Below are 26,901 nucleotides of genomic sequence, written 5' to 3'. Positions count from 1 at the left end.
AAGATGGTTGTTTTCTACGCTAGCTGTGAAAGGAGGAGCCTGTTTTGAGAAAACGTTTATCAATAAAAGAATTGATTTCGCAAAATAAATCAGAAATTATGAAAGATTCATCAGCTTTAGATAAAATTGAATCCCGTCTCGAAGAACGACTCGCGGACAAATCTTAAAACAACAGCTCACTAAGCTGTTGTTTTTTTCAGTTTTGTAACATTTTTGTACGGATATTTAGAACTACCATCATTCTCCTTGATAATCATGATGTGATAAAATAAACATGATGTTTTTAATTAGGGATGCAAAAGAAGAGGGATCGGATGGCTTTTGGTATTAAAAGAGACGAATTAGAACGATGGAAACAGCAGGTGCAAAGAGGTCAAATTGCCTTTATCACTCATTATTGGTATGATCCGCGATTTCCTGATAGTTATTGTGTGACTAAAGTAGGATGTGCCGATTTAAATAAGCTGATTGAATGGGGAAAGCAATACGGTCTAGAGGCGAAATGGGTTGATCGGAGGGGGCCATATCCTCATTTTGATTTAATGGGAAAACGACAATACACAATCTTGAAAAAGGAAGGCTTTGATCCGATTCTCACTAAATTTAACCTTCATTCACCTTCATGGGGTTGAGCAAGACTTTATATAGGGGGTGACTCATTTAAAAAAGTTAATTTCAGCCCTTATCATTTTGATCATCATACTGGGAATTAGTGTAGGGTGGTGGATTTCTCATCGCTTTTACGGTGGAGTTCCCACTACGGAAACGCCGCTTTCCACTTTTAAAAGCCAGCTTTCAACGAAACAAATGACCATTAAAGCAGTTGGACTTGGGGATTCTCTTACAAAGGGTGTAGGAGATCCAAATGAACAAGGCTATGCAGGTATTGTTGTTGGCGATTTAAGGAAAGAGTCTGCCTTTTCTTCCGCTTCCCTGATTGATGAGGGGGTTACGGGAGACACAACGAAGGACTTATTAAAAGTTTTAAAGAAGAAACAAGTTCAGGATGCGATTTCAAAGTCTAATGTGATCTTTTTGACAATTGGCGGAAATGACCTAGTGAACGTGTTAAAGGATCACTTTTTGAATCTTGATTTTAAAGAATTCGATAAAGCTCAAAAACAGTACACACAAAACTTAAATACGATTCTTACAAAGGTTCGAGCGCTCAATCCTACCGCCACGATTTATTATATGGGTTTGTATAACCCTTTTGAGGATTATTTAACCGATCTTAATCAGCCGTTTGAGTCGGTGCTAAATAAATGGAACCAAGCCGGAGAAACCATCTTAAGTCTTTATCCCAATACCGTTTTTATACCGACCTTTGATTTGTTTCATGGAAAGACATCTGAACTTTTATATAAAGATCATTTTCATCCGAATCCAAAAGGGTACAAGCTTATTGCCTCACGCATTTTAACGCATTTTGATCAATCACCGTCACAGCCATAATCTTTAGAAATTGGACAAGAAATGAGGGGGAATATCATGTTACCAACTTTTCGATTAGACGATCAAACAGCCATCGTTACTGGTGCTGGAAGAGGCATCGGACAGGCTTTAGCAATTGGCCTTGCTGAAGCGGGTTGTGATGTGGTTTGTTTAGCGCGTACAGCGGAGGACCTAGAGGCCACCGTCAACTTAGTTAAAAAAACGGGAAGACAAGCACTTGCCATTCCAACGGATATTACAAAACGGGAACAGGTTCAGCAAGCGGTGAGCCGTGCCCGAGAGGCATTTGGAAAGATTGATATTTTAGTCAATAATGCAGGGATGAATATCCGTTCGAAGGCGCTTGAAGTGACGGATGAGGAATGGCACACCATCATGGAGACGAATCTTCACGGTGCCTTTATGATGGCTCAAGAGACTGCAAAAGTCATGAAAGACCAACAAAAAGGCAAGATCATCAATATTTCCTCAGTTGGCGGCGGCGTTGCCTTAAGAACAGGAGTCGTTTATGCGTCTACGAAAGCGGCCATGATTCAAATGACGAAAAATCTCGCCATTGAATGGGCCCAATATGGTATTAACATCAATTCGGTTGGTCCATGGTATTTTAGAACCCCTTTAACCGAAAAATTGCTTGCCGATGAAGCTTATTTGAATGATATTTTAAGCCGTACCCCAATCAAGCGAGTTGGTGAGCTCGAAGACCTGGTTGGTCCAGTTGTCTTTTTAGCAGGTGAAGGCGCCAATTATATAACGGGTCAAACTTTGTTTGTTGACGGGGGAATGACCATTTATGGATTTTAATCAAACCTTTTAGAAAAGGGAGCATTCCGCTCTCTTTTTTTATTGTTTAGGAAATTATAAAATTCTCGACTTGTGGATACACCGACATTGAAACGTCGTTTTTTGTGCGAAAATAACCTCGCTTTGCGCGGGCACGGCAATCGTCGTTACACGTAAAAACGATTAGGCGTAACCAGAATACGCTATCCGCCGCTAAACGGGGCTGGAATGCCGAAATAAAGGATTGACGTCACGCCTAATTTGTTTGAGCGTAACGAGGATACGCTATCCGCCGCGAAATGGGACGGAATGCCGAAATAAGGAAATGGCGTTACGCCTATTTCAGTTGAGCGTAACGAGGATTCGCTATCCGCCGCTAAACGGGGCTGGAATGCCGAAATAAAGGACTGACGTTACGCCTATTTCAGTTGAGCGTAACGAGAATACACTATCCTCCGCGAAATGGGCAGGAATGCGGAAATAAAGGACTGACGTTACGCCTAAATCAGATGAGCGTAACGAGAATACGCTATCGTCCGCTAAACTGGGCTGAAATGCGGAAATAAAGGACTGACGTTACGCCTAAATCAGATGAGCGTAACGAGAATACGCTATCGTCCGCTAAACTGGGCTGAAATGCGGAAATAAAGGACTGACGTTACGCCTAAATCAGATGAGCGTAACGAGGCTACGCTATCCGCCGCGAATCCGGCTGGAATGCCGAAATAACGGAATGTCGTTACGCCTAAATCAGATGAGCGTAACGAGGCTACGCTATCCTCCGCTAAACGGGGCTGAAATGCCGAAATAAGAGAATGCCGTTACGCCTATTTCGATTGAGCGTAACGAGGCTACGCTATCGTCCGCTAAACTGGGCTGAAATGCGGAAATAAGAGAATGCCGTTACGCCTATTTCGATTGAGCGTAACGAGGATTCGCTATCCGCCGCGAATCCGGCCGGAATGCCGAAATAAAGGACTGACGTTACGCCTATTTCAGTTGAGCGTAACGAGGCTACGCTATCGTCCGCTAAACTGGGCTGAAATGCGGAAATAAGAGAATGCCGTTACGCCTATTTCGGTAGAGCGTAACGAGGCTACGCTATTCCTCTCTCAATTGCCCATTTGAGTCGTTAGGCGTAACGAGCATTCTCTATTTAACTCGGAACGGCCCGTTTTACCCAGGAAGTTGACCAGTAACGTAGCCTAGTTACGCTTCTTATGTTAAAACGGGACGATTTTCCACATTGGTTAGACAACCACCCATTTTTGTTAAGTGTTTAAACATAAAAACAGTGCCCGAGAAAAACTCATAGGTTAAATCTATACTTGGGAAGAAGGGAGTCGCGGCGTTAGCGATTTTGTTCTGAAGATAAATGAAGAGTTAGTTATGTAATTTTCTAACTTCTCAAAATGCTTTGGTTTTGTTATGCTAGGTTCAGTTGGAAAGGGGACTGATCAATTTGTTGATTTTAAAAAATGATCAATTTTTAAAACGTGAGGATGCTGTCGTCGATGTTGAAGATCGCGGTTATCAATTCGGGGATGGTGTTTATGAAGTTATAAGAGTGTACGATGGCAAATTGTTTGAAATGGACGCTCATATGAGGCGATTGGAGCGAAGTCTTTCCGCTATTCGAATCCCATTTAAGACACCGATTCCAGAATTGGAGCATCAGCTTCTTGAGCTTTGCCGGCTGAACCAGCTTGAGAACGGAATGATCTACATGCAAATTACAAGAGGGACGTCTGAACGTACCCATGCCTTCCCAAAGAATGCAGAGCCTGTCCTTGTGGCCTATACTAAATCATTGGAAAGACCTATAAAAGAAATTCAAGAAGGAGTCAAGGTTTGCTTAACTGAAGATATTCGTTGGCTTCGTTGTTCCATTAAAAGCTTGAATTTATTGCCTAATAGCTTAGCGAAACAAGAAGCCGTCGAAAAAGGGTGTCAAGAAGCGGTTCTGCATCGCGGTGATACGGTGACAGAAGGAAGTTCGTCGAATATTTTTATCGTAAAGGGCAAGACGTTGTTCACGCATCCTGCCAATAACCTTATATTAAATGGGATCACTCGTTTATGGGTAATCAGAAATGCTGTTTCCTTAGGCTTCACTGTAGTGGAGAAACATTTTACTAAGGATAATCTGCTTCAAGCAGATGAAGCTTTTATCACAAGTACGATTCAAGAGATCATGCCTGTTATAAAAGTAGAAGACCACTTGATTGGTTCCGGTGTTCCAGGTGAGATTACTCAAAAGCTTCAGGCCTTATTCCAACAAGAAATTGGTAGCTTGAGTTATAAAATTTCATAAAAACAATTGTTGCGGCAAATCCTATGAGATTTACCGCCTTTTTAATTTCTAAAAGATTCAAACACGATTTCTTAAGTGGATTGCTTCTGGTTGGTTGAACTCATCGCTTGTTGAAGGGTTTGTTCAGCCTGTTGAAGCTGCTGTTGGGCATTTTCAATCAATGATTTTTCTTGTTCATTAATGGCGCTAGTTAGGCTTTGTGATAACGTTTGGGAGGCCATCTGTATATTTTTTTCAACTTGGAATACGGCTTGACTATTCTCCATGGCTTGTGCCTGTGTCACGGATTGAAGAGCCGCTTGCAAATAGCTTTGCGTCTTTTGGAGGGACTTTACTTTACCGTTTGCTGGACACATTTGCTTCATCCTTTCTTTTTCGGGAATAACTAAGTCGCCTTTCATTAAGATTTTCAAGTCGATGTCCACCTGACTTGATTAAATCTTTTTTATAAGCTCATTTGAATAATATGCCCATCTTTAAAAGAAACTATGGTTGTTTTCTTATGAGGTTTTTTTACTTAACGAATGTTTCTTTGATCATTAAAAATGTTGGAGGGTATATTCCATGATGGAAGAGAAGAAGACGTTTGAATTGATTTCAATTGCCTCAATTCCTCTTATCATGACACTTGGGAATTCGATGCTTATTCCTGTTTTGCCGACTCTAGAAAAGGAATTGGATATTTCCGCCTTCCAATCAAGTTTAATCATTACGAGTTACTCTGTTATATCGATCATCTGTATCCCGATTGCCGGTTATTTGTCGGACGTGATTGGGAGGAAAAAGGTCATTATACCAAGTCTTATCTTAACCGCAATTGGCGGATTAGTGGCCGGCTTATCTCCACTCTTTTTTAAAGATATTTCATATTGGTTAATTCTTTTGGGACGCCTGCTCCAAGGTATGGGAGGCTCCGGCGCCTTTCCTGTTGTGATCCCGCTTGTTGGGGATATTTTTAAAAATGAAAAGCAAGTGAGCAGTGCTTTAGGGGTTCTAGAGACCTCTAATACAGCCGGTAAAGTTCTTAGTCCTATCTTGGGCTCTTTGTTTGCCTTGATTAGTTGGCACAGTCCTTTTCTGGCTATTCCTCTTCTATGCTTGATAAGTATTGTTCTGGTAGGCGGTGCGGTGAAAGCACCAAAAAATCAGACATCTCCGCCTCCATTTCGAACCTTTATCAAAGGAATAGGGAAGATATTTAAGAATAATGGCAAATGGCTAATTTCTGTATTTATAATCGGTGGCGTGATTATGTTTGTTTTGTTCGGAACGTTGTTTTACTTATCCAAGACATTAGAAAAACACTATCATATTGACGGTGTCCGAAAAGGGTTTATCATTGCCATCCCATTATTTGCCCTGTCGGTTGCTTCTCTATGGACGGGTGGGAAGATTGGTCAAAATAAGATCCTAATGAAATGGCTGACTTTTTTAGGCATGTTTTTATTGTTAATCGCCATGTGTCTGCTTTGCTTTAATCCGCCTATCCGTTTGTTTTTGTTCTATTTATTTCTTGGGAGTGTAGGCATTGGCATTACGCTACCATGTCTGGATGCTTTTCTTACAGAAGGAATTGATAAGGAAAATAGAGGGACGATTACGAGTCTATACAGCAGCATGCGTTATGTGGGTGTAGGGTTAGGACCGCCGCTTTTTGCTGCCTTAATGAAAGGTTCTGTTTTTTTCATGTTTTTAGTAGCAGCAGGAACCGCACTCCTCGCCGTCTTCGTCTCACTGTGGGGAATCCATCCAACACCTTCAAAAGAAAAGAGCAGCACGGAACCCTCAACAAACTAAAACAAAAACACAAATAACCAAGCAGTGGGGGACAGACCTCAACTTGATGAGTCACTGAAGGGTTTGTAGGGGACAGACCTCAACTTGATGAGTCACTGAAGGGTTTGTGGGGGACAGACCTCTACACGATGATTCACTGAAGGGTTTGTTGGGGACAGACCTCTGCACGATGATTCACTGAAGGTTGAGGTCTGTCCCCGTTTTTTCCAATTTATTGAGATAGTGGCCACCAAATGGTTCCGTCTTTGGCTAGCAGATCGTCGGCTGCTATTGGTCCCATTGTTCCGGATTCATAAAAGGCGAGTGGTGGATTCTTTTTCTTTAAGGCTTCTTTAATCCCATCGACATAATGCCAGGATAAGGCGACTTCATCCCAACGAGTAAAATTAGTAGAGTCACCGCGCATGCAATCCGATATTAAACGCTCATAGGCTTCACTCGTTGTATTGAATTCATCTGTATGAGCAAATTCCATTTTAATGGGCAGTGTATCCATAGGATGGGCAAAATTCTTTGCGTTTAATTTTAGTGTGATTCCTTCATAAGGCTGGACATGAATGACAAGCAGATTAGGTTTCATGTTCGTAAAGGTTTTAAAGTAGGGATTAGCGGGTGCCTCTTTAAATTGAATGATAATTTCTGTTGATTTCGTTTTGAGCCGTTTTCCTGTTCGAATGTAAAAAGGGACGCCCGCCCAACGAAAATTATCGATAAATAATTTGGCGGCCACATAAGTATCCGTTTCGGAGTCTCTTGAGATGTTTTCTTCCTCTCTGTAAGCTATGGCAGGCAAACCATTCGGTAAAGTACCACTGCCATATTGACCTCTTACAATTAGATCTCCAACGTTTGAGACATCGACCGGTCGGATAGAGCGCAGTACCTTTACTTTCTCGTCACGAATATCCTCCGTTACCATTCGGCTTGGAGGTTCCATGGCTGTCAAAGCCACCATTTGGAGCATGTGGTTTTGTACCATGTCCATAAGGGCGCCTGTTCGATCATAGTAACTGGCGCGCTCCTCAACACCGAGTGTTTCGCTTGACGTAATCTGGACATTTGCAATGTGATGATTATTCCAAATCGACTCAAAGATAGGATTGGCAAAACGAATGACTTGGATGTTTTGAATCATATCTTTACCTAAATAATGGTCAATGCGATAAATCTCATCTTCTTCAAAAGAGGAACGGATTTCTTTATTAAGAATTTCAGCACTCTCAAGGTCACGGCCAAACGGTTTTTCAATGACTAACCTTTTCCAGCCATTTCCTTTAGTCAATCCAGATTCTTTCAATTTATTTGTTACAATACCGAAGAATTCTGGAGCTAAAGCTAGATAGAAGATTCGATTTCCATACAATCCAAAATCCAGATCCACTTTTTCAGCCAATTCTTTTAAACCCCTATAATTCTCTGTGTCTTGTACATCCAATGAAAAATAAAAGCAAGTATCTAGAAAGCTTTGATCACATGTTTCACCTTGTGCTTCAACAGAATTTTTGATCATCTCACGAAACGTTTCATGATTATAGGGTCTCCTAGCAACCCCTATCATGGCAAAAGGTTTCTTTCTTTTTTTATACAGCCGATGAAGGGCGGGATAGAGCTTCCGCTGTGCTAGGTCACCCGTCGCTCCAAAGAGGATCATACTAGAGGATTCATTCATTACCATTTTTTAACCTCACTTTTTAGGGAACTATCATTTAAGTCCATTTTTAAATTATAAGGTTATTTCCGAAAGTAGACAAGATTCAGATTTTGGATTTTATAATAAAAAAATTTGATGGAAAACAGGAGGGGGATCCTAAAATATTTTAAGCATAGAGAAGGGGTAAGCGGGGATTCTATAAATGCCAGTAAAATAATGCCTCTACGAAGAATTGATACATTTAAGTGAAATCAATTGCTTTTTTCTTGAGCTTTTGTTATCGTTAATCATAGTGAAGAAAGCGCGTGGGCATTTTCCGCTCTCCGGAAAATGCCTTCGTCGTTGATAAAAGGAAATCTGTTCTCACACTCTTCTTAGAGGTGACAAAAGGAGTTATCAAAACGAAAGATGGATTTTGAGACATTAGGACTAAGTCAAGATTTATTGAAGGCAATACAAGAAATGGGATTTACGAGCCCGACACCAATTCAAGAACAAGCAATTGGTCCAGCTATTCAAGGTAAAGATGTGATCGGTCAGGCTCAGACTGGAACCGGTAAAACAGCAGCATTTGGTATTCCTTTGATTGAAAAAGCGGATACTCAATCCGGTGATGTTCAAGGATTAATCATCGCACCTACACGTGAGCTTGCTGTCCAAGTTGCAGAAGAGCTCCAAAATTTAGGGCGATTTAAAGGCATTCGCACACTTGCTGTTTATGGTGGAGAAGATATTGGGAAGCAAATTCGCGGCTTGAAGCGCCGTCCTCACATCATCTCATCGACGCCTGGTCGTTTGCTTGATCATATTCGTCGGAAAACCATACGTTTAGATCATGTACAAACCGTTGTTTTAGATGAAGCCGACGAAATGCTTAATATGGGTTTCATTGACGATATTCAATCGATTCTCGAAAGTGTTCCAAACGAACGACAAACACTCCTTTTTTCAGCAACGATGCCACCTGAGATTCGTCGATTAGCCGATCGGTTCATGAAAGAACCAATTGAAATTAAGATTAAGGCTAAAACGTTAACGGTGGATCGCATTAATCAGCGCTTTTTGTTCATGAGAGAACGCGAAAAGTTTGACGTATTTACGCGGCTTATTGACATACAAACCCCAGAACGGGCGATTGTTTTTGGGCGTACGAAACGCCGTGTAGATGAATTAACGGCAGCTCTTCGTAAGAAAGGGTATCCAGCCAAAGGATTACATGGAGATCTCACGCAAAATAAACGTGACCAAGTCATGAATGACTTTAAGGCTAAGCGGGTTAATATTCTTGTCGCGACAGATGTTGCAGCACGTGGAATTGACATTAGTGATATCTCACATGTGTACAATTTCGATATGCCGCAAGACCCTGAAAGTTATGTTCACCGTATTGGACGTACAGGCCGTGCTGGAAAGAAAGGGATGGCCGTAACCTTTGTTACTTATCCCGAGAAAGAACATTTATATAATGTAGAGAAGACGATTAAGCATAAGATTGAGCAACTTCCTATTCCAACTGAGGAAGAAGCCTTAAAAGCACGTCAGTTGTCCACTTTGGATTCTCTGCAAAAAGCTTTACAAAGCAATAAACTTCAAAATTACAAAGCAATTGCTGAAAGCTTGCTTAAAGAAGCAGAGCCTGTTGATTTGCTTGCCGCTGCTTTAATGCTTGCAACGGATGAAGAAGATGAAAAGCCAATCAAACTGACATCTGAACCACCGTTACAAGTAAAACGTCAACGGAATCAATCCGGTGGTCGTAATCGCCGTCCAGGCGGACACAGCAGCCGTAATGGCAGCGGTCACGGACATGGCGGTGATCGTAAACGTTTTGATCGCGGTGAGCGTCGAGATCGCTATGAGCGTTCCAGTCGCTCAGGACAAGGTCGGCGTCAACCGGCATCAAGAGGTTAATCAAATCGTCAACAAAGAAGGAATCAGCCATTTAACGGTTGGTTTCTTTTTTTTTATGCTCAAATTAAAAATGACTAATTTTTTTTGAATGGTTAAGCACCTTTTTTTGTTCCTTGAGTAGAGTAAGGTATGGGCCCAGAATTACATGATTTAACTAAAATTAAAAAAAGATGTTTAAAAATGGGTTAACTTGTCCTTTGTAAGCATGATTGATCTGTCTCGTGAATAAACATATTGTAAGGGTTTTCAAAGAAGGAGAACCCAAAAAGAGTCAAAGGGAAAAAGGCTTGATACATGACCACTTTTTTTAATCGGAAATATTGAAATAATCAGAATCGGTGGTATAATAAAAATAAAGGCTAAGGGGGAATAGACCATGAAGTCAGAGCATTCCCGAGAACAATCAATGAGATCCAAGCCCTCATCTTATGAAAGTGGAGAGCAATTAGTTACAATTGATAAGGAACTCGCTAAACTTATTACGGATGATATCATTACAAAAGCGAGAATTAAACACCTCGAAGCCCTGATTGACCAGTGTCTAGATTCAAAGGATGAACAACTCTTTATGACCTTAACCGCTGAGTATATAAGTTTAACACGTTAAATGATGAACGATATTTTAAAAGGATTATCGCAAAAGCGATAATCCTTTTTATGTTAAGAGATCCCTATTTCTTCCAAGTGTTTTCGAACCTCTTGGTATGACTCTTGACGTTCGCTTGCTTCGCGAATTGACTCGTGTTTTTGAGTGTACTGCGCTTTTAATTCCTCAACCGTGGTGGATCTTAATTGAGGAATCATCTTGTCTAACTGCTCTTGATAAAGGTTCTGAAATTGGGTCATCGCCTCATCTATATAACTGTTCATAGCAGGAGACAACAGGCTAAGAAGTTCTTCTTTAAAAGTCTTAATGCCATTTTCAACAAAGAATTGCTTCGGATTTTTGTAAAGTCTAAACGTTTTCTCTAATGGAGCACGAGGAATATCGATAAAATCGTAAGGTATAGAAGCCGATTCCCAGTTAATGGGCTCGAGTTCTCGAAGCGCCCAATGTTTATCGATCGCCTCACTTAATTGAGTTCGGTAAGTTTTAAGCATTTTGTTTAAAGAGGCCTCAACTCGAATAGCCGTCGACCTGATTTCTTGCTCCAATTCATTGCTTAAGAAGCTTAAGCATTCTTCCAAACACGCACTGATGGCCATCTGTTTGGAACTTGAATCTTGGCGTAGAACAGAAGGATTAAAAAATCTCGAAAACTGTTCGGTTAGCTGGAGTGACAGACGTTGTTTTACATAGTAGAACAATTCCTCAATCGTTTGGGTGAGTTCTTGATCCAACCAGGCCGAATTCGCATGGCTCACTTTATCTATGGCTCTATTTAGCTCTTCCTTCAGTTGATCAAGAACGTGTTCACGTTCTTCTTCAGTCATTTTGCCCTTTTCAATAAAATCATCTAGTAGCCTTGCAGAATGCTCTAGTTCATTAACTACGCCTCTTAATGTCTGTTCGATCAGGTCATGTTCAACAAATCGGCTCCAATCCTTCATAAAGCTATCAAAACCTGATTCCTCGTAAAGGGTTTCATCAGATTTTTGTCGTGCTTTAAGCGCCTGAAGACTCGATAAACCGAAAAGACGTGGGGAATGCATCCCAAGGTTTGTTAATTGTTGCGTGACAAATTGGGTGACTTGATTCCGTTCCTCTTCATTGCGAGCAAGATCAATGGCATTCACAATAAAGAAGAACTTATCTCGTTCAAAAGCATCTTGTATACGTCCTAACTGACGCAAGAAGGTTTCATCCGCTCGAGAAAAAGCATGCTGATAGTAAGTGACAAAGACGATGGCATCGGCATTTTGAATATACTTGTAAGCTGTTTCCGTATGTCTGGCATTTAATGAGTCGGCTCCAGGGGTATCGACGAGAATCATGCCACGGCGAGTGGCTTCACAATCAAAATATAGGTCGACACGATCAATTAAGCAGGCTTTTGTCTCATCAGCGACAATTTCGTGTCCTGCTGACATATCGACCATTACTTGCTGACCAAGCTGCTCCCGTACGTCAGACAGCCCTTTAATGACCGCCTGTAAAAAGGCAAGGTAGAGTTTTCCTTTTGAATAGCCTGTACCGAGCTGCGGCAATGAACGAACGGTTTTCTCGAGTTCGTCTAATGACTCAAGCGTTCTTCCAAATGGTTTTAAAGCACGTTGAACGTCCTGAAGAAGAGCATTCTCTGTTTTCATGAATAAAATCATTTGACCATGTGTATGGGCTTCATCCACAGGCAAGATGCGATTAACGACTGCTGTTGTTGGGTGAGGGGATACTTTTAACGCCGATTCCCCTAATAGAGCATTTGCAAAGGAAGATTTTCCGGCACTAAATGCCCCAAATAAAGCCACCGTAAGTTGCTTATGTTCAAGCCTGTTGAGCGAGCCTAATAACTCAGCGGCCAGCTTCTCAAATCCTTTTGCATTCATTAAGACTTTACTCGCTTGTTTCAGGTCCTTCATCGTTAAAGCTAATTCTGATTCTTTTTCCAGAGGTTCAACGGTCTCGGTCGCTGAAGCCTTAATCGTTTGTGATGTTTGTAAGTCCTTTGCTTGAAAATTGTTGGAATCGACATTAAAAACAGGCGGGGAGGCAACCTCGTCTTCGATCTCTCTGTGCATCGCTTCCGTTAGAACAATGGACTCATTTAATATAGATTCAAGTTTGTTAAAGTGATAACGTTCTTGCCGCTCGGCATCAATCGCTTTTTTGTAGATAAGGAGTTCTTGATTCTTCTCTTGTAATAGTAGATCCTTGTCTTTGTTGGATGTCTGATAAGCCTCAGCTAATTCGGGCTCAAGCGCTTCAAGCTGATCCTTAACAGCAAGCCGCATTTTCTTTTGAATCGCACTCGCTAATGTATCTGCAAATTTAAGAATATAAGCCCCGGTCAAATGAGCGCTGTTATTGATGTGCTTTTGTATAAAAGCTTCATCAATGTCAATGTGAAGTTCTTGACTCAGTTGTTTGACTTTATCTTTTTGAGCTGCGAGCGGTTCGACCACTTTATAAAAGGTATCGCCGGTTTGCCAATTCAACGTTTGAATCCGGCTTTTAAGATCCTCTAGCAAGGCCTGCAGACGTTCTTCGCGCACTTTTTGAATCTTTGCTTTTGATGAGAAAAAACCGACCTTAAAATCTGGTTGAATCGCTTCTAGATAAGCTTTTGCTAGTTCTCGAGTTTCATAAGGGGTAAGTACAGCCGATTCGATCGTGCGTGAAATAGTCTGCTTCGCTTGATCGAGCCAATCTTTGATAGAAGTGAGTTCTGCTTGCTTTTTCATGGCATCGACCTCGACTTGAAGTTCATGTGCTTTAGCCTCGAGACTGCCGTCAATAGGATGAGGAAGTTCTACCTCATGGGTCTCTTTCCACCATTGTTTATGGTCTTGAATAAGGGCATCGATCACTGAATCTAAGGGGCTTTGGGCAGACTTCGTTTGAGACAGATCTGTCATGAAGGCTTTAAATAATTCCCAATCATTATTTGGGTGGTTGAGATCTTTAAGAGAAAGAAAGAAGACCCGCTCAACTTGGATGTCCCATTCTTTAAGTGAACTTTCTATCCGATTTTTGTAGACGATGAATGGAATTTCATTTTCTTGATGTTTATCGATTTGGTTGACAATCAGATAGATGGGGCGGCCTAAACGCTGCACTCGATCAAGAAATTCAAAATTGGCTTCTGATTGAATGTGGTTGTAATCCGCTACATAGATCACAGAATCGGCAAGAAAGACAGCATCTTCTGTTGCTGCTTGGTGATCGCGGTCGGTCGCATCAATTCCAGGTGTGTCAAATAGCATCCAATTGGACGGAAAGGTATTCCCCATATGAATGCGGACTTCATCAATTTCTTCAGTGTTTTTTGCCCATTCTTTGAGCTGTGCCAAGTTATAGGGAGGGGCCATTACTATCGATTCGCCATTTTTATAGACGACCCGAACAGATTCTTCACCAGGTTCTAATCGTACAAGGTTCCCGCTTGTCGGAATAGGACTAGTTGGTAAGAGATCTTCTGAGAGCAAGGTATTAAGTAATGTGGATTTTCCGGCAGAGAAATGGCCGCAGAAGCAAGCAGCCTGCCAGTTACGAACTTTCTTTTCCAATAATTTAAAAAGTCGGCGAGCCCCTCGGTCATCTCCTGAATCTCTGAAACTCAAATAGAGCTCCCAAAGCTTCCCGAGTTGCTGTTCTTCTAAAGTTGAGTATGTCATGATGAACCCTCACTTTTCTTGTATGGTTTTTCCCGACTGTACAAGCCGTTTTTTTGTTTTCTCTGGCCATTCTGCAAGAACCATTCCTGCAATAATCAATAAACCGCCAATCTCAGTGGCAGGTTTTAATGATTCATGAGCCCATATTAAAGCAGTCAGAGCAGCGAAGACAGGCTCCATAATAAAAATGAGCCCAACATGTGTCGGTGACGTATAGCGTTGCAGCCGTGTTTGAAACAAAAAGGCAATGGCGGTTGCAAAAACGGCCGTAAATAGGCAAGCGAAGAGCACTTGCCCGTTTTTAAAAGGTGTGATATCAAAGGTTGCCGGCAGGCCGTTTAAAAGACTCCCGCTTACAAAACTTAATAATGAAACGGTCAGAAGCTGTACAATGGTCAGAAGAAAGCTCGAAAACTCATTTGTTATTTTCGCCGTCATTATAATATGAAGTCCAAAAGCAAATGCGCAGAAGAGAGCTAATAAATCACCGCGGTTTAATGATAGTGAATTGACCATTGTTAGAAGGTAAAGTCCTATTGTCGCTAAAATAACGCCAATTAAAGCGGTTTTCTTAGGTGCTTGTTTCAGAAATAAAAAAGATAATAAAGGTACTAATATAACACTTAATCCGGTTATAAAGGCTGCCTTCGAACTCGTTGTATACAAGAGTCCGAGCGTTTGTGTCCCGTATCCAATGAATAAAATAAGACCAAGAAGCATTCCATTTCGGATCAATTTCCAGTTTATATCTTTTTTACTTTTGTCAGGTAAAAACAGATAAATGCTTAGGAGAACTAGAGCTCCTGTTAAGAAACGCCATCCATTAAAGATAAGCGGAGGAATGACAGCGACTGCATCTTGAACAACGACGAATGTTGTCCCCCAAATAAAGGCTACAACTAATAAGCCAACATCCGCTACCCACATTTTTTTCATGTCAAAGGAACCCTCATTTCTGCTTTTTTTGTTGTTGGATGGCGATTCGTGCTAGCTGATCTGTTTTTTTGTTTTGACTGCTTGGAATCCATTTGACAAAGACATGATCAAAATGCGTTTCAAGAGTTAAGATTTGATCTAATAATGGCAAATAATCTTTATTTTTGACATAGCGTTTGTTAAAAGAGCGATCAACAAGCTGAGAATCCGTTTTGACAGATAAGAGACGATAGCCTTTCTGTTGAGCTATTTTAAGAGCTTGGATAAGCGCCTCAAACTCGGCCTCGTGATTACTCTTAATGCCGATTGGCAAGCTGTATTCAAGAGGAGGGCCATCCGGATCTTTAATCATGATGCCGATTCCTGAAGGACCGGGGTCTCCAGCGCTTGCTCCATCGATATAAATATCTACCATTGACATTTCCTTTCTGGCTGCACGAGTTCAATAAAATTAGAACAAAAGTCCTCTTTATAAAATACAACATTTAAAAATAGGTGAAAAGCTTAAAGTCGATTTTGGGTTTCAATTAGCACCAAACCATGTTAACTTTAAGGTGACAAAGGGAGATGATTGGATGATAGATAAAGTATTTGATCATATTGGAATCGCAGTTCGCCGATTGGACGACGCTATTAATATGTATACCGATTTATTAGGGGCATCCCTTTTAGACCGTTATACAAGCGATCAGCCTGGTGTAGAAGTTCATGTGGCAGCACTTGAACTAGGAGGCTTACATATAGAATTAATGGAACCAACTGGTCCCAGTTCCCCCATGGCCCAATTTCTGAAACTTAAGGGTAAAGGTGTTCATCATATTGCTTTTCGCGTAGATGACTTAGAAGAAGCCATGCTCCTAGCAAAAGAACAGGGCATCCGTTTTTTGGAACATACTTATCGTACCAATAAACGCGGCCGGCGTCTTGTCTATTTGAATCCAGCCTCCACTGAAGGAACACTTGTCGAATATTGTGATTATCCTCAGGTTTGAAAACGGTAGACACCTGACAGCTGCTCAAATAAGGTTAGTCAAGTGAGAAGAGCAGATCGCAATCGCCAACCTAACTGGGTCCTCTAATAGGACAAAAGTAATAATGACGCTTCTAAGTATCAATGTTACCATTAAATGGCGATTAACATGTTACATAACTTAAATAGAGAAGTAAGAAAAGGATGGAAGAGGGGACAACGATGGTAAAGACAGACATTGAAATTGCACAACAAGCAACACTCCTTCCGATCACTGATATCGCCGCTCAATTAGGCTTGAATGAAGAGGACTGGGAGCCTTATGGACGTTATAAAGGGAAGGTTAAGGCTGATCTGTTAGACAAGCTAAAGGATAAACAGGATGGCAAGGTGATTTTGGTCACGTCCATTAATCCAACTCCTGCCGGGGAAGGAAAATCTACCGTTACGGTCGGTTTGGGACAAGCTCTGAATCGAATTGGCAAAAAAGCGATTATTGCCTTACGCGAGCCTTCGCTTGGACCAAATATGGGTTTAAAAGGCGGGGCATGTGGTGGAGGCTATTCGCAAATTGTTCCTATGCAAGATATTAATCTTCATTTTACAGGTGACTTTCATGCGATAACAACGGCTCATAATCTTGTTGCGGCGGTATTAGATAATCATCTGCATCAAGGAAATGAGCTTAAGATTGATACGAGACGTATCGTGTGGAAAAGAGTGCTTGATCTTAATGATCGTGCTTTGCGGAATATTGTGGTCGGCTTAGGTGGGCCAGTCAATGGAGTTCCCCGTGAAGACGGCTTCGATATTACAGTTGCTTCTGAGATTATGGCTATTTTGTGCCTAGCAAGGAATATTGATGATCTTAAAGAACGATTAAGTCAAATGGTCGTTGCTTATAATGCGAATAAGCAGCCCGTTACGGTTAAAGACCTGCAAATTGAAGGGGCTCTTGCCTTATTATTAAAAGAAGCGATTCATCCTAACCTTGTTCAAACGCTTGAGAATACACCGGCTTTTGTTCATGGCGGACCATTTGCCAATATTGCACATGGCTGTAATAGTGTGGTCGCAACCAAACTTTCTGCTAAGCTTGGCGATTATGTGGTTACTGAAGCAGGCTTTGGGGCGGATCTCGGGGCAGAGAAATTTCTCAACATCAAAACACGGGCGGGAGAGATTCACCCAAGTGCTGTTGTGATTGTCGTGACCATTCGCGCCTTAAAGATGCATGGCGGGTTGAAAATAGAGGAATTAAAGACAGAGAACCTTGAGTCGCTTAAACGTGGCCTGGAGAACGCTGAAAAGCATATTGAAACCGTTCAGTCGTTCGGTCTCCCATTTGTCATTGCTCTTAATCACTTCATCCACGATACGGATCAAGAGGTGGCTCTTGTTGAAAATTGGGCAAATAAAGCTGGGTATAAGTGTGCATTGACTCGTGTTTGGGAGAAAGGCGGGGAAGGTGGGGAAGCATTAGCTCGAGCTGTCGTTTCGACCATTGAAACAAGCGAGAACCAGTTCAAACCGCTATATAAGTTGAATCAAGAGATTGAGGACAAACTAGCGACGATTGCAACGAAAGTGTACGGGGCATCGGGGATCGAGTTAACACCAAAAGCCGCCAAGCAGCTTAAAGAATTTAAAGCGAACGGTTGGAATGATTTTTACATATGCATGGCGAAAACTCAATATTCTTTGTCAGATGATCCGGAAAAACTTGGACGTCCGCGCGACTTTACCATTCAAATTAGAGAACTGCGCGTATCTGTAGGAGCTCGCTTTATTGTAGCCATAACAGGTACGATTATGACGATGCCAGGGTTGCCCAAACAGCCTGCAGCTCTAAATATGGATATTACGAAAGACGGAATCGTTAAAGGGTTGTTCTAGTACCTATTTTTTCTAAATCATCATAGGTTTAGTTTATAAGTTATTTAATAGGCAAGCCGTTTACTTGCTTACGAAAGAGAAGCATGCTAATGTTTAGCTAATAACTTATTGATTAATAGGGGGAATGCAGCATGTCTATGGCCTATGAGGAATACATGAAGCAGATTGTCAAACCAATGAGAGAAGAGCTTACCACTGCCGGGTTTGCCGAGCTGCGCACACCTGAAGAAGTGGATAATTATATGAAAGAGACAAGTGGGACGACACTTGTTTTCGTCAATTCTGTATGTGGTTGTGCTGCAGGGCTCGCGCGTCCCGCTGCCGTGAAAGCTCTTCAAGAGGGGCCAACACCGGACCACTTAGTAACCGTCTTTGCAGGGCAAGATCGAGAAGCCACCGCTCAAATGCGCCAATACTTTGATGGGTATGAGCCTTCTTCTCCATCAATGGCGCTCCTAAAAGGAAAAGAGGTTATTCATTTCATTCCTCGTGAGGATATTGAAGATGAGGATATTGAAACGATTGTGGATAATTTAAAACAAGCATTTAGCCAATATTGCTGATTACAGAGACTTAGGAAGGACCAAGTACGGCATGACTGCTTGGCCCTTTTTTTGTGCCGTAAATGATGAAGAATTAATCTGGAGGTGAAGGGAATATGCTTTCAACTGATGAGAAGAAGTGGGTCACCGAAGCGATTCAAGAGTATTTTTATAATGAACGCGGTGAGGAGCTTGGCTTGATCGCTGCTCAGAATTTTTTGGAATTTATGACGGATAAGGTTGCTCCTATTGTTTATAATCGTGCCATTCGAGACGTGAAGCAAACGGTTTTATCGCAATTAGAATCGATTGACGAAGCGGTTGAGGTATTAATGAAGCCTGTCCGTTAACAGCTGGATCCATTATTTTCGATTTTCGTGCAATGTCACGCAAAATTTGTTATGATAGAATTTGTCGAAAAAGGATTATCGTTAGAAGAGGTGAATGAAAGATGTCAACTAAACCTTATCGCGTCTTACTTTATTATAAATACGTTAAAATTGAAGAACCTGAATTGTACACACAAGAACATCTTAAATTTTGCAAAGACCTTGGGGTAAAAGGCCGTATTCTCATTTCTCAAGAAGGGATTAACGGCACGATTTCCGGAACGGTCGAACAAACGGATCGCTATATCGAAGCAATGAGAAAGGATCCGCGTTTCTCAGATATGGTATTTAAAATTGACGAGGCCGATGGGCATGCCTTTAAACGCATTTCTGTTAAACATCGCAATGAGATTGTCACGCTTAACCTTGATGAAGATTTGAGTCCTAATGAAGTAACAGGTAACTATCTCTCGCCAAAAGAGTGGTATGAAGCCCTTCAAGATGAGGATGTCATTGTTCTTGATGCCCGTAATGATTATGAGACGCAAATTGGCCATTTCCAAAATGCGATCATTCCGCCTGTTAAAGCCTTTCGTGATCTGCCAAAATGGATTGAGGAAAACTTAGCAGATAAAAAGGATAAAAAAATTCTCACTTACTGCACAGGCGGTATCCGCTGCGAAAAATTCTCTGGATACCTCGTTAAAAAGGGATTTAAGGATGTTAACCAGCTTCACGGCGGAATTGTAGAGTACGGAAAAGATCCAGAAGTGCAAGGAAAGCTCTATGAAGGTAAGTGCTATGTATTTGATGAGCGCATCTCAGTACCTATTAATCATGTGGAAGATAAAGTGATCGGACACTGTTATTATTGCGGGAAAGAAGAAGATCGTCTTGTCAACTGCGCTAATCCTGAATGCAATCGCCAGCATATTGCTTGCAAGGATTGCGAAGAGAAATACGAGCGTTCTTGTTCAAAAGAATGCCGCGAGCACCCTAAAAACCGTTATTGGATTGAAAAAAGACAAGAGGAAGAAGCTTCCGCACAATCGGTTACACCATGAGTGATCACTAACTGACTAATACGAAAAAATGGTATGATAAAGGAGACGAGGTTTGTCTCCTTTTTAATTTGTCCATTATCACTTGCTTGGTTTGGGGTGTTAATGGCTAGTCCCCATAACTTGTTTGTTTCGGCGCTGCCGTTATAGGGAGCGAGTCAATTTTAAGAGGATTTAGGTTCGAGTGATTTGTGTAATCTACATAAAAGGCTTAATCACTAGAAGAGAGGGATTGTGATGACAGATCTATTTGTGAGAGATGAACAAGATCAAAAATGGAAGCACCTTGCACAAGGGCTCGCTGATGAGTTCAAGGAAAAGGCAAAGGTCTATGACGAAACGCGTGATTTTCCATTTGAACACTATGAACGTCTTGTTGAGACGGGTTATACGAAATTAACCGTTCCTAAGGAATTTGGCGGGGAAGGGCTATCGCTTTATCAGATGGTCATGATACAGGAAACTCTTGCACAGGGTGATCAGGCTGTTACGCTCGGAATAGGCTGGCATCTTGGGCTTATGATGGATCTTGGAATCAAACGAGAGTGGAGAGATGAAACGCTTCGCCAGTTATTTAAGGATGTTGTGGAAAATGGCGCGATTATTAATCGTGCAGCGACTGAACCATCTACGGGAAGTCCATCACGAGGTGGAAAGCCGCAAACAACTGCCAAAAAGACGGATAGCGGTTGGGTTCTGAATGGTCATAAAACGTTTACAACACTCGCGCCGCTCGCCAACCCTTTAATTGTTAATGCCTCTATTGAAGGGACGGATGAAGTAGCTGGTTTCTTAATCTATAGAGGGACAGAAGGCGTAACGATTGAACCGACATGGAACACGCTCAGTATGCGAGCGACACGAAGCGATGATTTATTTCTAAAAGATGTGTTTTTACCTCTTGACGCCAAAGTGGATACGGTGAACCGTCCTGCAAGCGGTCCAAAGCCATCTCCAGGTTGGCTTTTACATATTCCGGCTTGTTATTTAGGAATTGCCCAAGCTGCCAAGCGGGATGTCATCGCCTTTACTCGTACTTATCAGCCCAATACATTGCCTCATCCAATCAGTGAGGTTCCGCAGGTTCGGGAAAAAGTAGCCGAAATTGAACTGCTTATTCTTCAAGCACGGACCATGCTTTATCAAACAGCAGAGCTATGGGACCGCTATCCTGAGAAACGTCCTGAATTAGGCCCGCTCCTAATGGCAGCCAAAACAACCATTACTAATAATGCTGTCAAAGCGGTCGATCTTGTCATGCGCATTGTCGGCGGACAAAGTCTGTATGAATCACTGCCATTTGAGCGCTATTACAGAGATGTGCGTGCTGGCCTTCACAATCCGCCAAGCGATGATGCAACCATGCGTGTGCTTGCTGGCCAAGCTTATGCCTCCAACTGAAAAAAACGAAATGACACGCTACTAACGGGTACTTGTGAGGTGAAAAACGCTAATTATCACCTTCAATCACACTACTATTCACAAAAAAGTGACAGAAAGAAACGACTAGTAAACGTCAAAACAACCGAATCTTTTGAGATTCGGTTTGATTATTTTCATAAAAGGCAATCGATTACCTATTTCATTAAATGGCTAAAGCGAACTTTCTAAATAAGCGGAAAAATTCCGCCTATTTAGAAATCAACATCGAAAATAGCTAAAATAGACGGAAGAATTCCGACTATTGACTCGAAAAACATGAAAAGGGGTCATTTCTTTTTGTTTAAACGGAAAAACTCCGCTTATTTACGACGAACTGAACACTACTTTGGTTGATAACGGAAAAATCTCCGCTTATTTCAACGATCACAGGTGACGCTAAAATTTCTTGTTAACCATTACAGTCCGTTTTTTACTTTAAGAACAATTCGATAATCTAACTTTTATTTTAACCTATATATCCAAATGACTTGGCAATCCCCCTACCTTTCACTTGCTCAATTACCGGTTAATTCACACACCTGCAATAATTATTTCCACCCATGTAAATTAAACTGTGATTTGATAGGTGATTTTCGGATGAAATGGTCCATAAACAGTGATATTACAATAAAAATCGCACGGTGAATGACTATGTGAAACCCGTGCGATTTACTTTGATAGTTAATGGTTTGCACCTTTGAAGTGAACCCGTTAATATGCTACATAGTCGTTTTTAAAACGATCGATCAAATGGCGTCTCTAAGAACCCGGTTTCTTAGAGATGCCCTTTTTATATCTTATTCTACCTTTATCCCTTCGCTTTTTTGCTAGTTTTTTTGTTCTGACGAATGCAGAAAGCGCTCAATATCTTTGACATAATCGTCAAGCGGATAGGACTTATAGAAAGTACCGGCTTTTCGAACGGGATCACCAAAGAAGAAGCGTTCATAGAGCTCTTGTCTTCCTCCAAATGCACTGAGTGAGGCATCCCAGGCTAAACGAAACAGTCGAACTTTTTCTTCTCCGTTAGAATCAGGGGTTTGCAGATAATGACGAAGCGCGTCCCCGATCTCAGGTGATTTAAAATCCGCTTCCGTGGGCAGACTCATCAAACCAGAAGCGCCTAGTAATTTGATGATTTCAATCAATCGTGGATAGAGCTTGGGATAATAAATCGACCCGGCCTCTAGCGGCTTTATGTCTGGTGTCATCACACCCCATTTATTAAGTGAAGCTGAATGCTCGGAGGATAGTACAAGTCCCTTAAATGTCTCTAGCGCAATCAGGCATTCAGTGATTTTCTCATGGACATGCTGATACTCTCCAATTTTGATGGTCCGAATCATGGATTCCATTAAGCCGAGTAAGAATTCAATTTTAATAATATTTTTGCTTAAAATTAAGTGGATGGTATGGGCTGCAAAATCACTTTCTTTATATAACCGGTTATTGACCTCAATGTTGCCATGCAAGAAAACTCGGTCCCAAGGTACGGTTACGTGATCAAAGATGACAATCGTATCCATTTCCTCAAAACGACTGCCAAGAGGATGATCAAAGGCAGATTTGCCATAATCAAAGCTCTCACGACAAACATATTTCAGACCAGGGGTGTTGCTTGGAAGAGCAAAGGCAAAGGCCATCGGTTCGAAAAATGAGTTGTGAGGAAGCTGTGCGCCTGATGGGAAAACTAAAATTTCATCTGTTGTCGGACCTTGTGTGGCTAAAAGACGAGCCCCATGAATCACAATTCCTTTCTCATTCTGATCAATGATTCTTGCTGCAATAATCGAGTCAGGATCTTCAATATGAAAAGACGAACGATTGGTCTGTGGAAGAATGAACGTATGTGTCAAACTCAGATCATGATCTCTAATATAACGATAATAATTCCTCATATTTTCCGCGCATTGCTCATTTTGCCCTTTAAGGCAATCCGCTGATGTACCGAGCGTCATTAGGACCGTGTTCATATATTCAGGAGATCGTCCAAGCATGCCAAAGGATTGCTTTGCTATGGTTTGCACCGCTAATCGTTTTTTCTCTAAGTCTTCCTTGGTCTTTGGGGGGAGATAGGCTGTTGCCGCGAGATCTTTTGATTCCGTTTCATAGGTTAACAACTTTTGATAGTCAGGGTGATGCTGTAAATCATATAAGGCTGCCTGTGAGTGAATAAGCCCTTTAAATGCTTTGTGTGTGGATAGCTTCTCCGTAATCTTCTGTCCTTCAAACCAGATTTCGGCTCCAAGCTCGTCAATGCGCTTAATATAGTCCTGCCCTGTTGCAATCGCCATGACGTTGGTCCTCCTTACATGGTCAGCTGTAAAAGCCGTATAAAATAAAGTTATATTCATGGTATGCAATAGCTAAAGCAATGGTTATTCGGTGGAAAATGGTGAGAAGGCGCCGCTTATCGTTACCAAAGATTATAAGTTTTGTTATACTTAAAGCAGCGTTTTTAATAGGAGGAATAGCCATGAGCTTTGAAAAAGGGGATCTAGTGATTGCAACCTATAAAACAGGTGAATATGTTTGCCGCTATATAGAAGATCGTCACGAGCGTAATGCGGTAGTGGAAGTCTTAGCCGTCAGACGACATCCTACACAAGGAGATCTTCATAATCCAAATCAAGTCGAGGTTGCTTTGTTTCACCAAAGAAAAGCCTTAGCTTTTCATGAAAAAGCAGTGGTGCATCAATCTGGCCTTGTCCCGTTTGAAGGGGAGGTACCAGACTATCAGGAATCACTGAGAGAAGCCCTTCATGAAAAACTTACTAAATTGGAAACTCGAAACGACGAATGGGCAGCGAGATCGATTCAGGAGTTAAAGGAACTGGAGAAAGATTATTTTAAACAATAAACGATCGAAGAAACTGTAAAATGAGAGAAGGTTGACAATGAAGTCATATTTAGAACTTTGTGAGCGCATCTTGTCTGAGGGAAATAAAAAAGAGGATCGGACAGGCACTGGGACGATTAGTGTATTTGGGCATCAGATGCGTTTTAATCTCGAGGAAGGGTTTCCGCTCTTAACCACTAAAAAATTACATCTTAAATCGATTATCTATGAACTTTTGTGGTTTTTAAAAGGGGATACGAATGTTCGCTATTTACAGGAAAAGGGTGTAAGAATCTGGAACGAATGGGCCGACGAAGACGGTGAGCTCGGTCCCGTTTATGGTCACCAATGGCGGTCGTGGCCTGGGAAAAATGGGGACACGATTGATCAGATTTCGGACGTGCTTGATCTCATTAAGAATAATCCAGACTCAAGGCGAATGATTGTAACCGCCTGGAATCCGGCTGATGTCCCTAATATGGCACTTCCGCCCTGCCATTGCTTGTTCCAGTTTTATGTGAATGATGGGAAGCTATCTTGTCAGCTTTATCAACGTTCAGCCGATGTGTTTCTAGGCGTCCCTTTTAACATAGCTTCCTACGCCCTATTGACTCATATGATCGCTCATGTAACGGGCCTAAAAGTCGGGGATTTTGTACACACACTAGGGGATGCCCACATTTATCTCAATCATGTCGATCAAGTAAAGCTTCAATTGACTCGTGATCCTCGCACGCTTCCCACTTTAACCATTAATCCTGAGGTTAAGTCTTTATTTGAGTTTGACTATGAGGATTTCACGATTTCGAATTACAATCCGCATCCGCACATTAAAGGAACCGTTTCCGTATGATCGCGTATTTAGTAGCGGTTGATAAGGAAAATTTGATTGGCAAGGAGAATGCCCTTCCTTGGCACTTGCCCGCTGATCTGAAGTACTTTAAAGAACTCACAATGGGGCGTACGATTATCATGGGGCGAAAGACTTTTATGTCCATTGGTAAAGCCTTGCCCGGCCGGACGAATGTCGTATTGACAACAGATCCGCATTTCGAAGCACCGGGTTGTCAGGTTCTCCATTCCGTTGAAGAGGTGCTTCAACTCGATTCTCCTCATCGTGAGTTGTTTATTATAGGCGGTAATGCCGTCTTTAAAGCTTTTGAAAAGTATGTTGACCGTCTTTATTTAACCCAAATTGATCATTGTTTTGAAGGGGATACGTATTTCACTATGGATTATAAGAATTGGATACAAGTATCTGAAAAAGAGGGGATTGTTGATGAAAAAAATAGGTACCCTCATCGTTTTCTAATTTTAGAACGCCCTTCTCAAAAATAAATAGGTCAATGATGAACACCAAACCCCATTTTCAGCATACTTTACTAAAAAGTGAGAAAATGGGGTTGATTCAAATGGTTGTTGAACATCTCAACCTTATTTTGGCCATCTATCTTGTGATAGGTTGTATAATGGGAACTTTAGTAGCGTGTGTCCCAAGAAAATCTCCTCATATTGTCTATCATGTATTCTGGTTCGTAATTATTCTTGTTGGTTGGTTGCCGCTAGCGCTCATGTCCTGGACGGTTATCCCATTTATAAAGGGCTGCAGATGCCTGACCCGCCTTTAAGGCGGGTCTTTTAATTTTGGCATTCACCCATGAGACCGTCCCGGCATATAGTAAACTTGAGAATTATTAGCCGCGTGTGGGAGATGGTGGAATGCGTGTGTTAAACGAATATTTTCTTCATCAACCTGTTAATTTATTGCTTCGACACATCATTTGGGTGGATCCGCTCGTTGGTATGAGTAAAGAACAGCTCAGCCAACAGTTATCAGAGAACAAGCTTGATAACGAACCCCTTAGCCTCTTTTTAAATCCGATTGATCCAGAACTTCTTCAAGGGGTGATCTTAATGGATCGCCAAGTAGGAATCTTTGATTATAGTCTCAAGAACTTAATGCAGGAAAAAAACGGTGTGACTCTAACAAGAAGCTTACGTACAAATGACGATACAAAAAGTGCAGAGCTTCTCCAACAAGCGCTGCAACTCATGCAAAAAAAAGCCACGCTCAAGTTCGCTGAAGCAAGGCAATTTTCAAATTATCTCCGTGGACTATTTCAGGGTCGACTTGACCAAACCCCAATTACTTCGATTAGGAAACAGCTTATAGAGTGTTTAAAAACAGTAGATCCAGAAGATCAAAAGGTGCAACTAACTGTTTTAGAGAGTTTTTATGGGGCTTTCACAGCAAAGGGACCGCGTTATTTCTCTTACCCATTACCAGAGGGGATCAATAAATGGATTATTTTAAAAGGACATGCGGAACAAGATATCTCTGCCTTACTGGCTGATTTAAAAGAGTGGGCTGACCAACATCATCTTGAGTGTCAAGTGGACTTCTGTCCGCTTCATACAGAAGAAATCGACCGTCTCCAATTTCCAAGTCTTCAGGTCGGCTTTATTGATGGAAACACCTATCATCCTTTTGAACCTGTTTATCCAAAGGATGATGTGATTAATCTAGATGATTATTTGTCTTTTAAAGATACTTTTTATTATTTTGCTCCTGAGATACGAGAACTCGAAGCCAGGTATAAACAAAAAATGCGACAGGGGACGCTTCATCTGCAGGAAGCAGCGAATGATTTATGGGCGTATAATCATTTATTTGAGCCCATTTGCCTTAAACAAATACTTACACAAATATAGAAAAAAGA

24 protein-coding genes are annotated in these 26,901 nt (G+C 41.5%); 18 read left to right on the top strand and 6 right to left on the bottom strand.

Going from position 1 to position 26,901, the window contains the following annotated elements; translation table 11 throughout:
* Window positions 1-44: 44 nt before the first annotated feature.
* From PU629_RS11880 to dat, 5 genes are all read left to right on the top strand, one after another.
* Window positions 45-167, top strand: coding sequence for an FbpB family small basic protein (locus PU629_RS11880; RefSeq protein WP_275280283.1), 123 nt, complete (start codon window positions 45-47; stop codon window positions 165-167).
* 147 nt (window positions 168-314) lie between these two features.
* Window positions 315-632 (top strand): hypothetical protein, encoded by a 318-nt coding sequence (locus PU629_RS11875; protein ID WP_275280282.1) that lies wholly within the window; start codon window positions 315-317, stop codon window positions 630-632.
* A gap of 19 nt (window positions 633-651) precedes the next feature.
* Window positions 652-1,455 carry a GDSL-type esterase/lipase family protein gene (locus PU629_RS11870; protein ID WP_275280281.1) on the top strand — a complete coding sequence of 268 codons (804 nt, stop codon included), beginning with the start codon at window positions 652-654 and terminating at the stop codon, window positions 1,453-1,455.
* Between the two features lie 33 nt (window positions 1,456-1,488).
* Entirely contained in the window at window positions 1,489-2,259 is a 771-nt protein-coding gene (locus PU629_RS11865; RefSeq protein WP_275284412.1) for an SDR family NAD(P)-dependent oxidoreductase, read from the top strand.
* Between the two features lie 1,441 nt (window positions 2,260-3,700).
* Window positions 3,701-4,552: a D-amino-acid transaminase gene (gene dat, locus PU629_RS11860; protein WP_343076282.1), complete on the top strand. Its 852-nt coding sequence runs from the start codon at window positions 3,701-3,703 to the stop codon at window positions 4,550-4,552.
* 71 nt (window positions 4,553-4,623) lie between these two features.
* Here the strand turns inward: dat and PU629_RS11855 are convergent, their stop codons facing one another.
* On the bottom strand, window positions 4,624-4,965 hold the full coding sequence (locus tag PU629_RS11855) for a hypothetical protein (RefSeq protein ID WP_275280280.1): 342 nt from the start codon (window positions 4,963-4,965) through the stop codon (window positions 4,624-4,626).
* Between the two features lie 151 nt (window positions 4,966-5,116).
* Here PU629_RS11855 and PU629_RS11850 point away from each other — a divergent pair, with 151 nt between their 5' ends.
* Entirely contained in the window at window positions 5,117-6,349 is a 1,233-nt protein-coding gene (locus tag PU629_RS11850) for an MFS transporter (RefSeq protein ID WP_275280279.1), read from the top strand.
* Between the two features lie 211 nt (window positions 6,350-6,560).
* On the opposite strand, the gene zwf is transcribed toward PU629_RS11850, so the two are convergent.
* Window positions 6,561-8,024 carry a glucose-6-phosphate dehydrogenase gene (zwf, locus tag PU629_RS11845; protein WP_481900430.1) on the bottom strand — a complete coding sequence of 488 codons (1,464 nt, stop codon included), beginning with the start codon at window positions 8,022-8,024 and terminating at the stop codon, window positions 6,561-6,563.
* Window positions 8,025-8,408: 384 nt separating this feature from the next.
* Between zwf and cshA the strand changes: the two genes are divergently transcribed.
* Together cshA and PU629_RS11835 are read left to right on the top strand one after the other, a co-directional pair.
* Window positions 8,409-9,911 (top strand): degradosome RNA helicase CshA, encoded by a 1,503-nt coding sequence (gene cshA / locus PU629_RS11840; RefSeq protein ID WP_275280278.1) that lies wholly within the window; start codon window positions 8,409-8,411, stop codon window positions 9,909-9,911.
* Between the two features lie 376 nt (window positions 9,912-10,287).
* Window positions 10,288-10,518, top strand: coding sequence for an IDEAL domain-containing protein (locus PU629_RS11835; RefSeq protein WP_275280277.1), 231 nt, complete (start codon window positions 10,288-10,290; stop codon window positions 10,516-10,518).
* A gap of 53 nt (window positions 10,519-10,571) precedes the next feature.
* On the opposite strand, the gene PU629_RS11830 is transcribed toward PU629_RS11835, so the two are convergent.
* The 3 genes from PU629_RS11830 to PU629_RS11820 are packed head-to-tail and all read right to left on the bottom strand — an operon-like array spanning window position 10,572 to window position 15,537.
* Entirely contained in the window at window positions 10,572-14,186 is a 3,615-nt protein-coding gene (locus tag PU629_RS11830; RefSeq protein WP_275280276.1) for a dynamin family protein, read from the bottom strand.
* A 9-nt stretch (window positions 14,187-14,195) separates the two neighbouring features.
* On the bottom strand, window positions 14,196-15,122 hold the full coding sequence (locus PU629_RS11825; RefSeq protein WP_275280275.1) for a DMT family transporter: 927 nt from the start codon (window positions 15,120-15,122) through the stop codon (window positions 14,196-14,198).
* Window positions 15,123-15,135: 13 nt separating this feature from the next.
* Window positions 15,136-15,537 carry a ribonuclease HI family protein gene (locus tag PU629_RS11820; protein ID WP_275280274.1) on the bottom strand — a complete coding sequence of 134 codons (402 nt, stop codon included), beginning with the start codon at window positions 15,535-15,537 and terminating at the stop codon, window positions 15,136-15,138.
* A gap of 163 nt (window positions 15,538-15,700) precedes the next feature.
* Here PU629_RS11820 and PU629_RS11815 point away from each other — a divergent pair, with 163 nt between their 5' ends.
* The 6 genes from PU629_RS11815 (at window position 15,701) to PU629_RS11790 (ending at window position 21,321) form a co-directional block, all read left to right on the top strand.
* Complete coding sequence (locus PU629_RS11815) at window positions 15,701-16,114, top strand: VOC family protein (protein WP_275284409.1); 414 nt, start codon at window positions 15,701-15,703, stop codon at window positions 16,112-16,114.
* A 182-nt stretch (window positions 16,115-16,296) separates the two neighbouring features.
* Complete coding sequence (locus PU629_RS11810; RefSeq protein ID WP_275280273.1) at window positions 16,297-17,988, top strand: formate--tetrahydrofolate ligase; 1,692 nt, start codon at window positions 16,297-16,299, stop codon at window positions 17,986-17,988.
* A 131-nt stretch (window positions 17,989-18,119) separates the two neighbouring features.
* Window positions 18,120-18,551 carry a BrxA/BrxB family bacilliredoxin gene (locus tag PU629_RS11805; RefSeq protein WP_275280272.1) on the top strand — a complete coding sequence of 144 codons (432 nt, stop codon included), beginning with the start codon at window positions 18,120-18,122 and terminating at the stop codon, window positions 18,549-18,551.
* Window positions 18,552-18,646: 95 nt separating this feature from the next.
* Entirely contained in the window at window positions 18,647-18,880 is a 234-nt protein-coding gene (locus tag PU629_RS11800; protein ID WP_275280271.1) for a DUF2164 domain-containing protein, read from the top strand.
* Window positions 18,881-18,981: 101 nt separating this feature from the next.
* Window positions 18,982-19,923, top strand: a complete 942-nt coding sequence (trhO, locus tag PU629_RS11795) for an oxygen-dependent tRNA uridine(34) hydroxylase TrhO (RefSeq protein ID WP_275280270.1) — start codon at window positions 18,982-18,984, stop codon at window positions 19,921-19,923.
* Window positions 19,924-20,157: 234 nt separating this feature from the next.
* The gene (locus tag PU629_RS11790; protein ID WP_275280269.1) at window positions 20,158-21,321 is read left to right on the top strand and encodes an acyl-CoA dehydrogenase family protein; all 1,164 of its coding nucleotides are present in this window, start codon (window positions 20,158-20,160) and stop codon (window positions 21,319-21,321) included.
* Window positions 21,322-22,169: 848 nt separating this feature from the next.
* On the opposite strand, the gene hpaB is transcribed toward PU629_RS11790, so the two are convergent.
* Complete coding sequence (gene hpaB / locus PU629_RS11785) at window positions 22,170-23,636, bottom strand: 4-hydroxyphenylacetate 3-monooxygenase, oxygenase component (protein WP_275280268.1); 1,467 nt, start codon at window positions 23,634-23,636, stop codon at window positions 22,170-22,172.
* A 182-nt stretch (window positions 23,637-23,818) separates the two neighbouring features.
* Between hpaB and kapB the strand changes: the two genes are divergently transcribed.
* From kapB to PU629_RS11765, 4 genes are all read left to right on the top strand, one after another.
* The gene (gene kapB / locus PU629_RS11780) at window positions 23,819-24,202 is read left to right on the top strand and encodes a kinase-associated lipoprotein KapB (protein WP_275280267.1); all 384 of its coding nucleotides are present in this window, start codon (window positions 23,819-23,821) and stop codon (window positions 24,200-24,202) included.
* 37 nt (window positions 24,203-24,239) lie between these two features.
* The gene (locus tag PU629_RS11775) at window positions 24,240-25,034 is read left to right on the top strand and encodes a thymidylate synthase (RefSeq protein ID WP_275280266.1); all 795 of its coding nucleotides are present in this window, start codon (window positions 24,240-24,242) and stop codon (window positions 25,032-25,034) included.
* Complete coding sequence (locus tag PU629_RS11770) at window positions 25,031-25,519, top strand: dihydrofolate reductase (protein ID WP_275280265.1); 489 nt, start codon at window positions 25,031-25,033, stop codon at window positions 25,517-25,519. The genes PU629_RS11775 and PU629_RS11770 overlap by 4 nt, the downstream gene beginning before the upstream one ends.
* A 381-nt stretch (window positions 25,520-25,900) precedes the next feature.
* Window positions 25,901-26,893: a hypothetical protein gene (locus PU629_RS11765; protein WP_275280263.1), complete on the top strand. Its 993-nt coding sequence runs from the start codon at window positions 25,901-25,903 to the stop codon at window positions 26,891-26,893.
* Window positions 26,894-26,901: the final 8 nt, after the last annotated feature.

This window comes from Pullulanibacillus sp. KACC 23026 (assembly GCF_029094525.1).
GTDB lineage: Bacteria > Bacillota > Bacilli > Bacillales > Sporolactobacillaceae > KACC-23026.
This window is presented reverse-complemented; position numbering and strand designations above follow the sequence as displayed.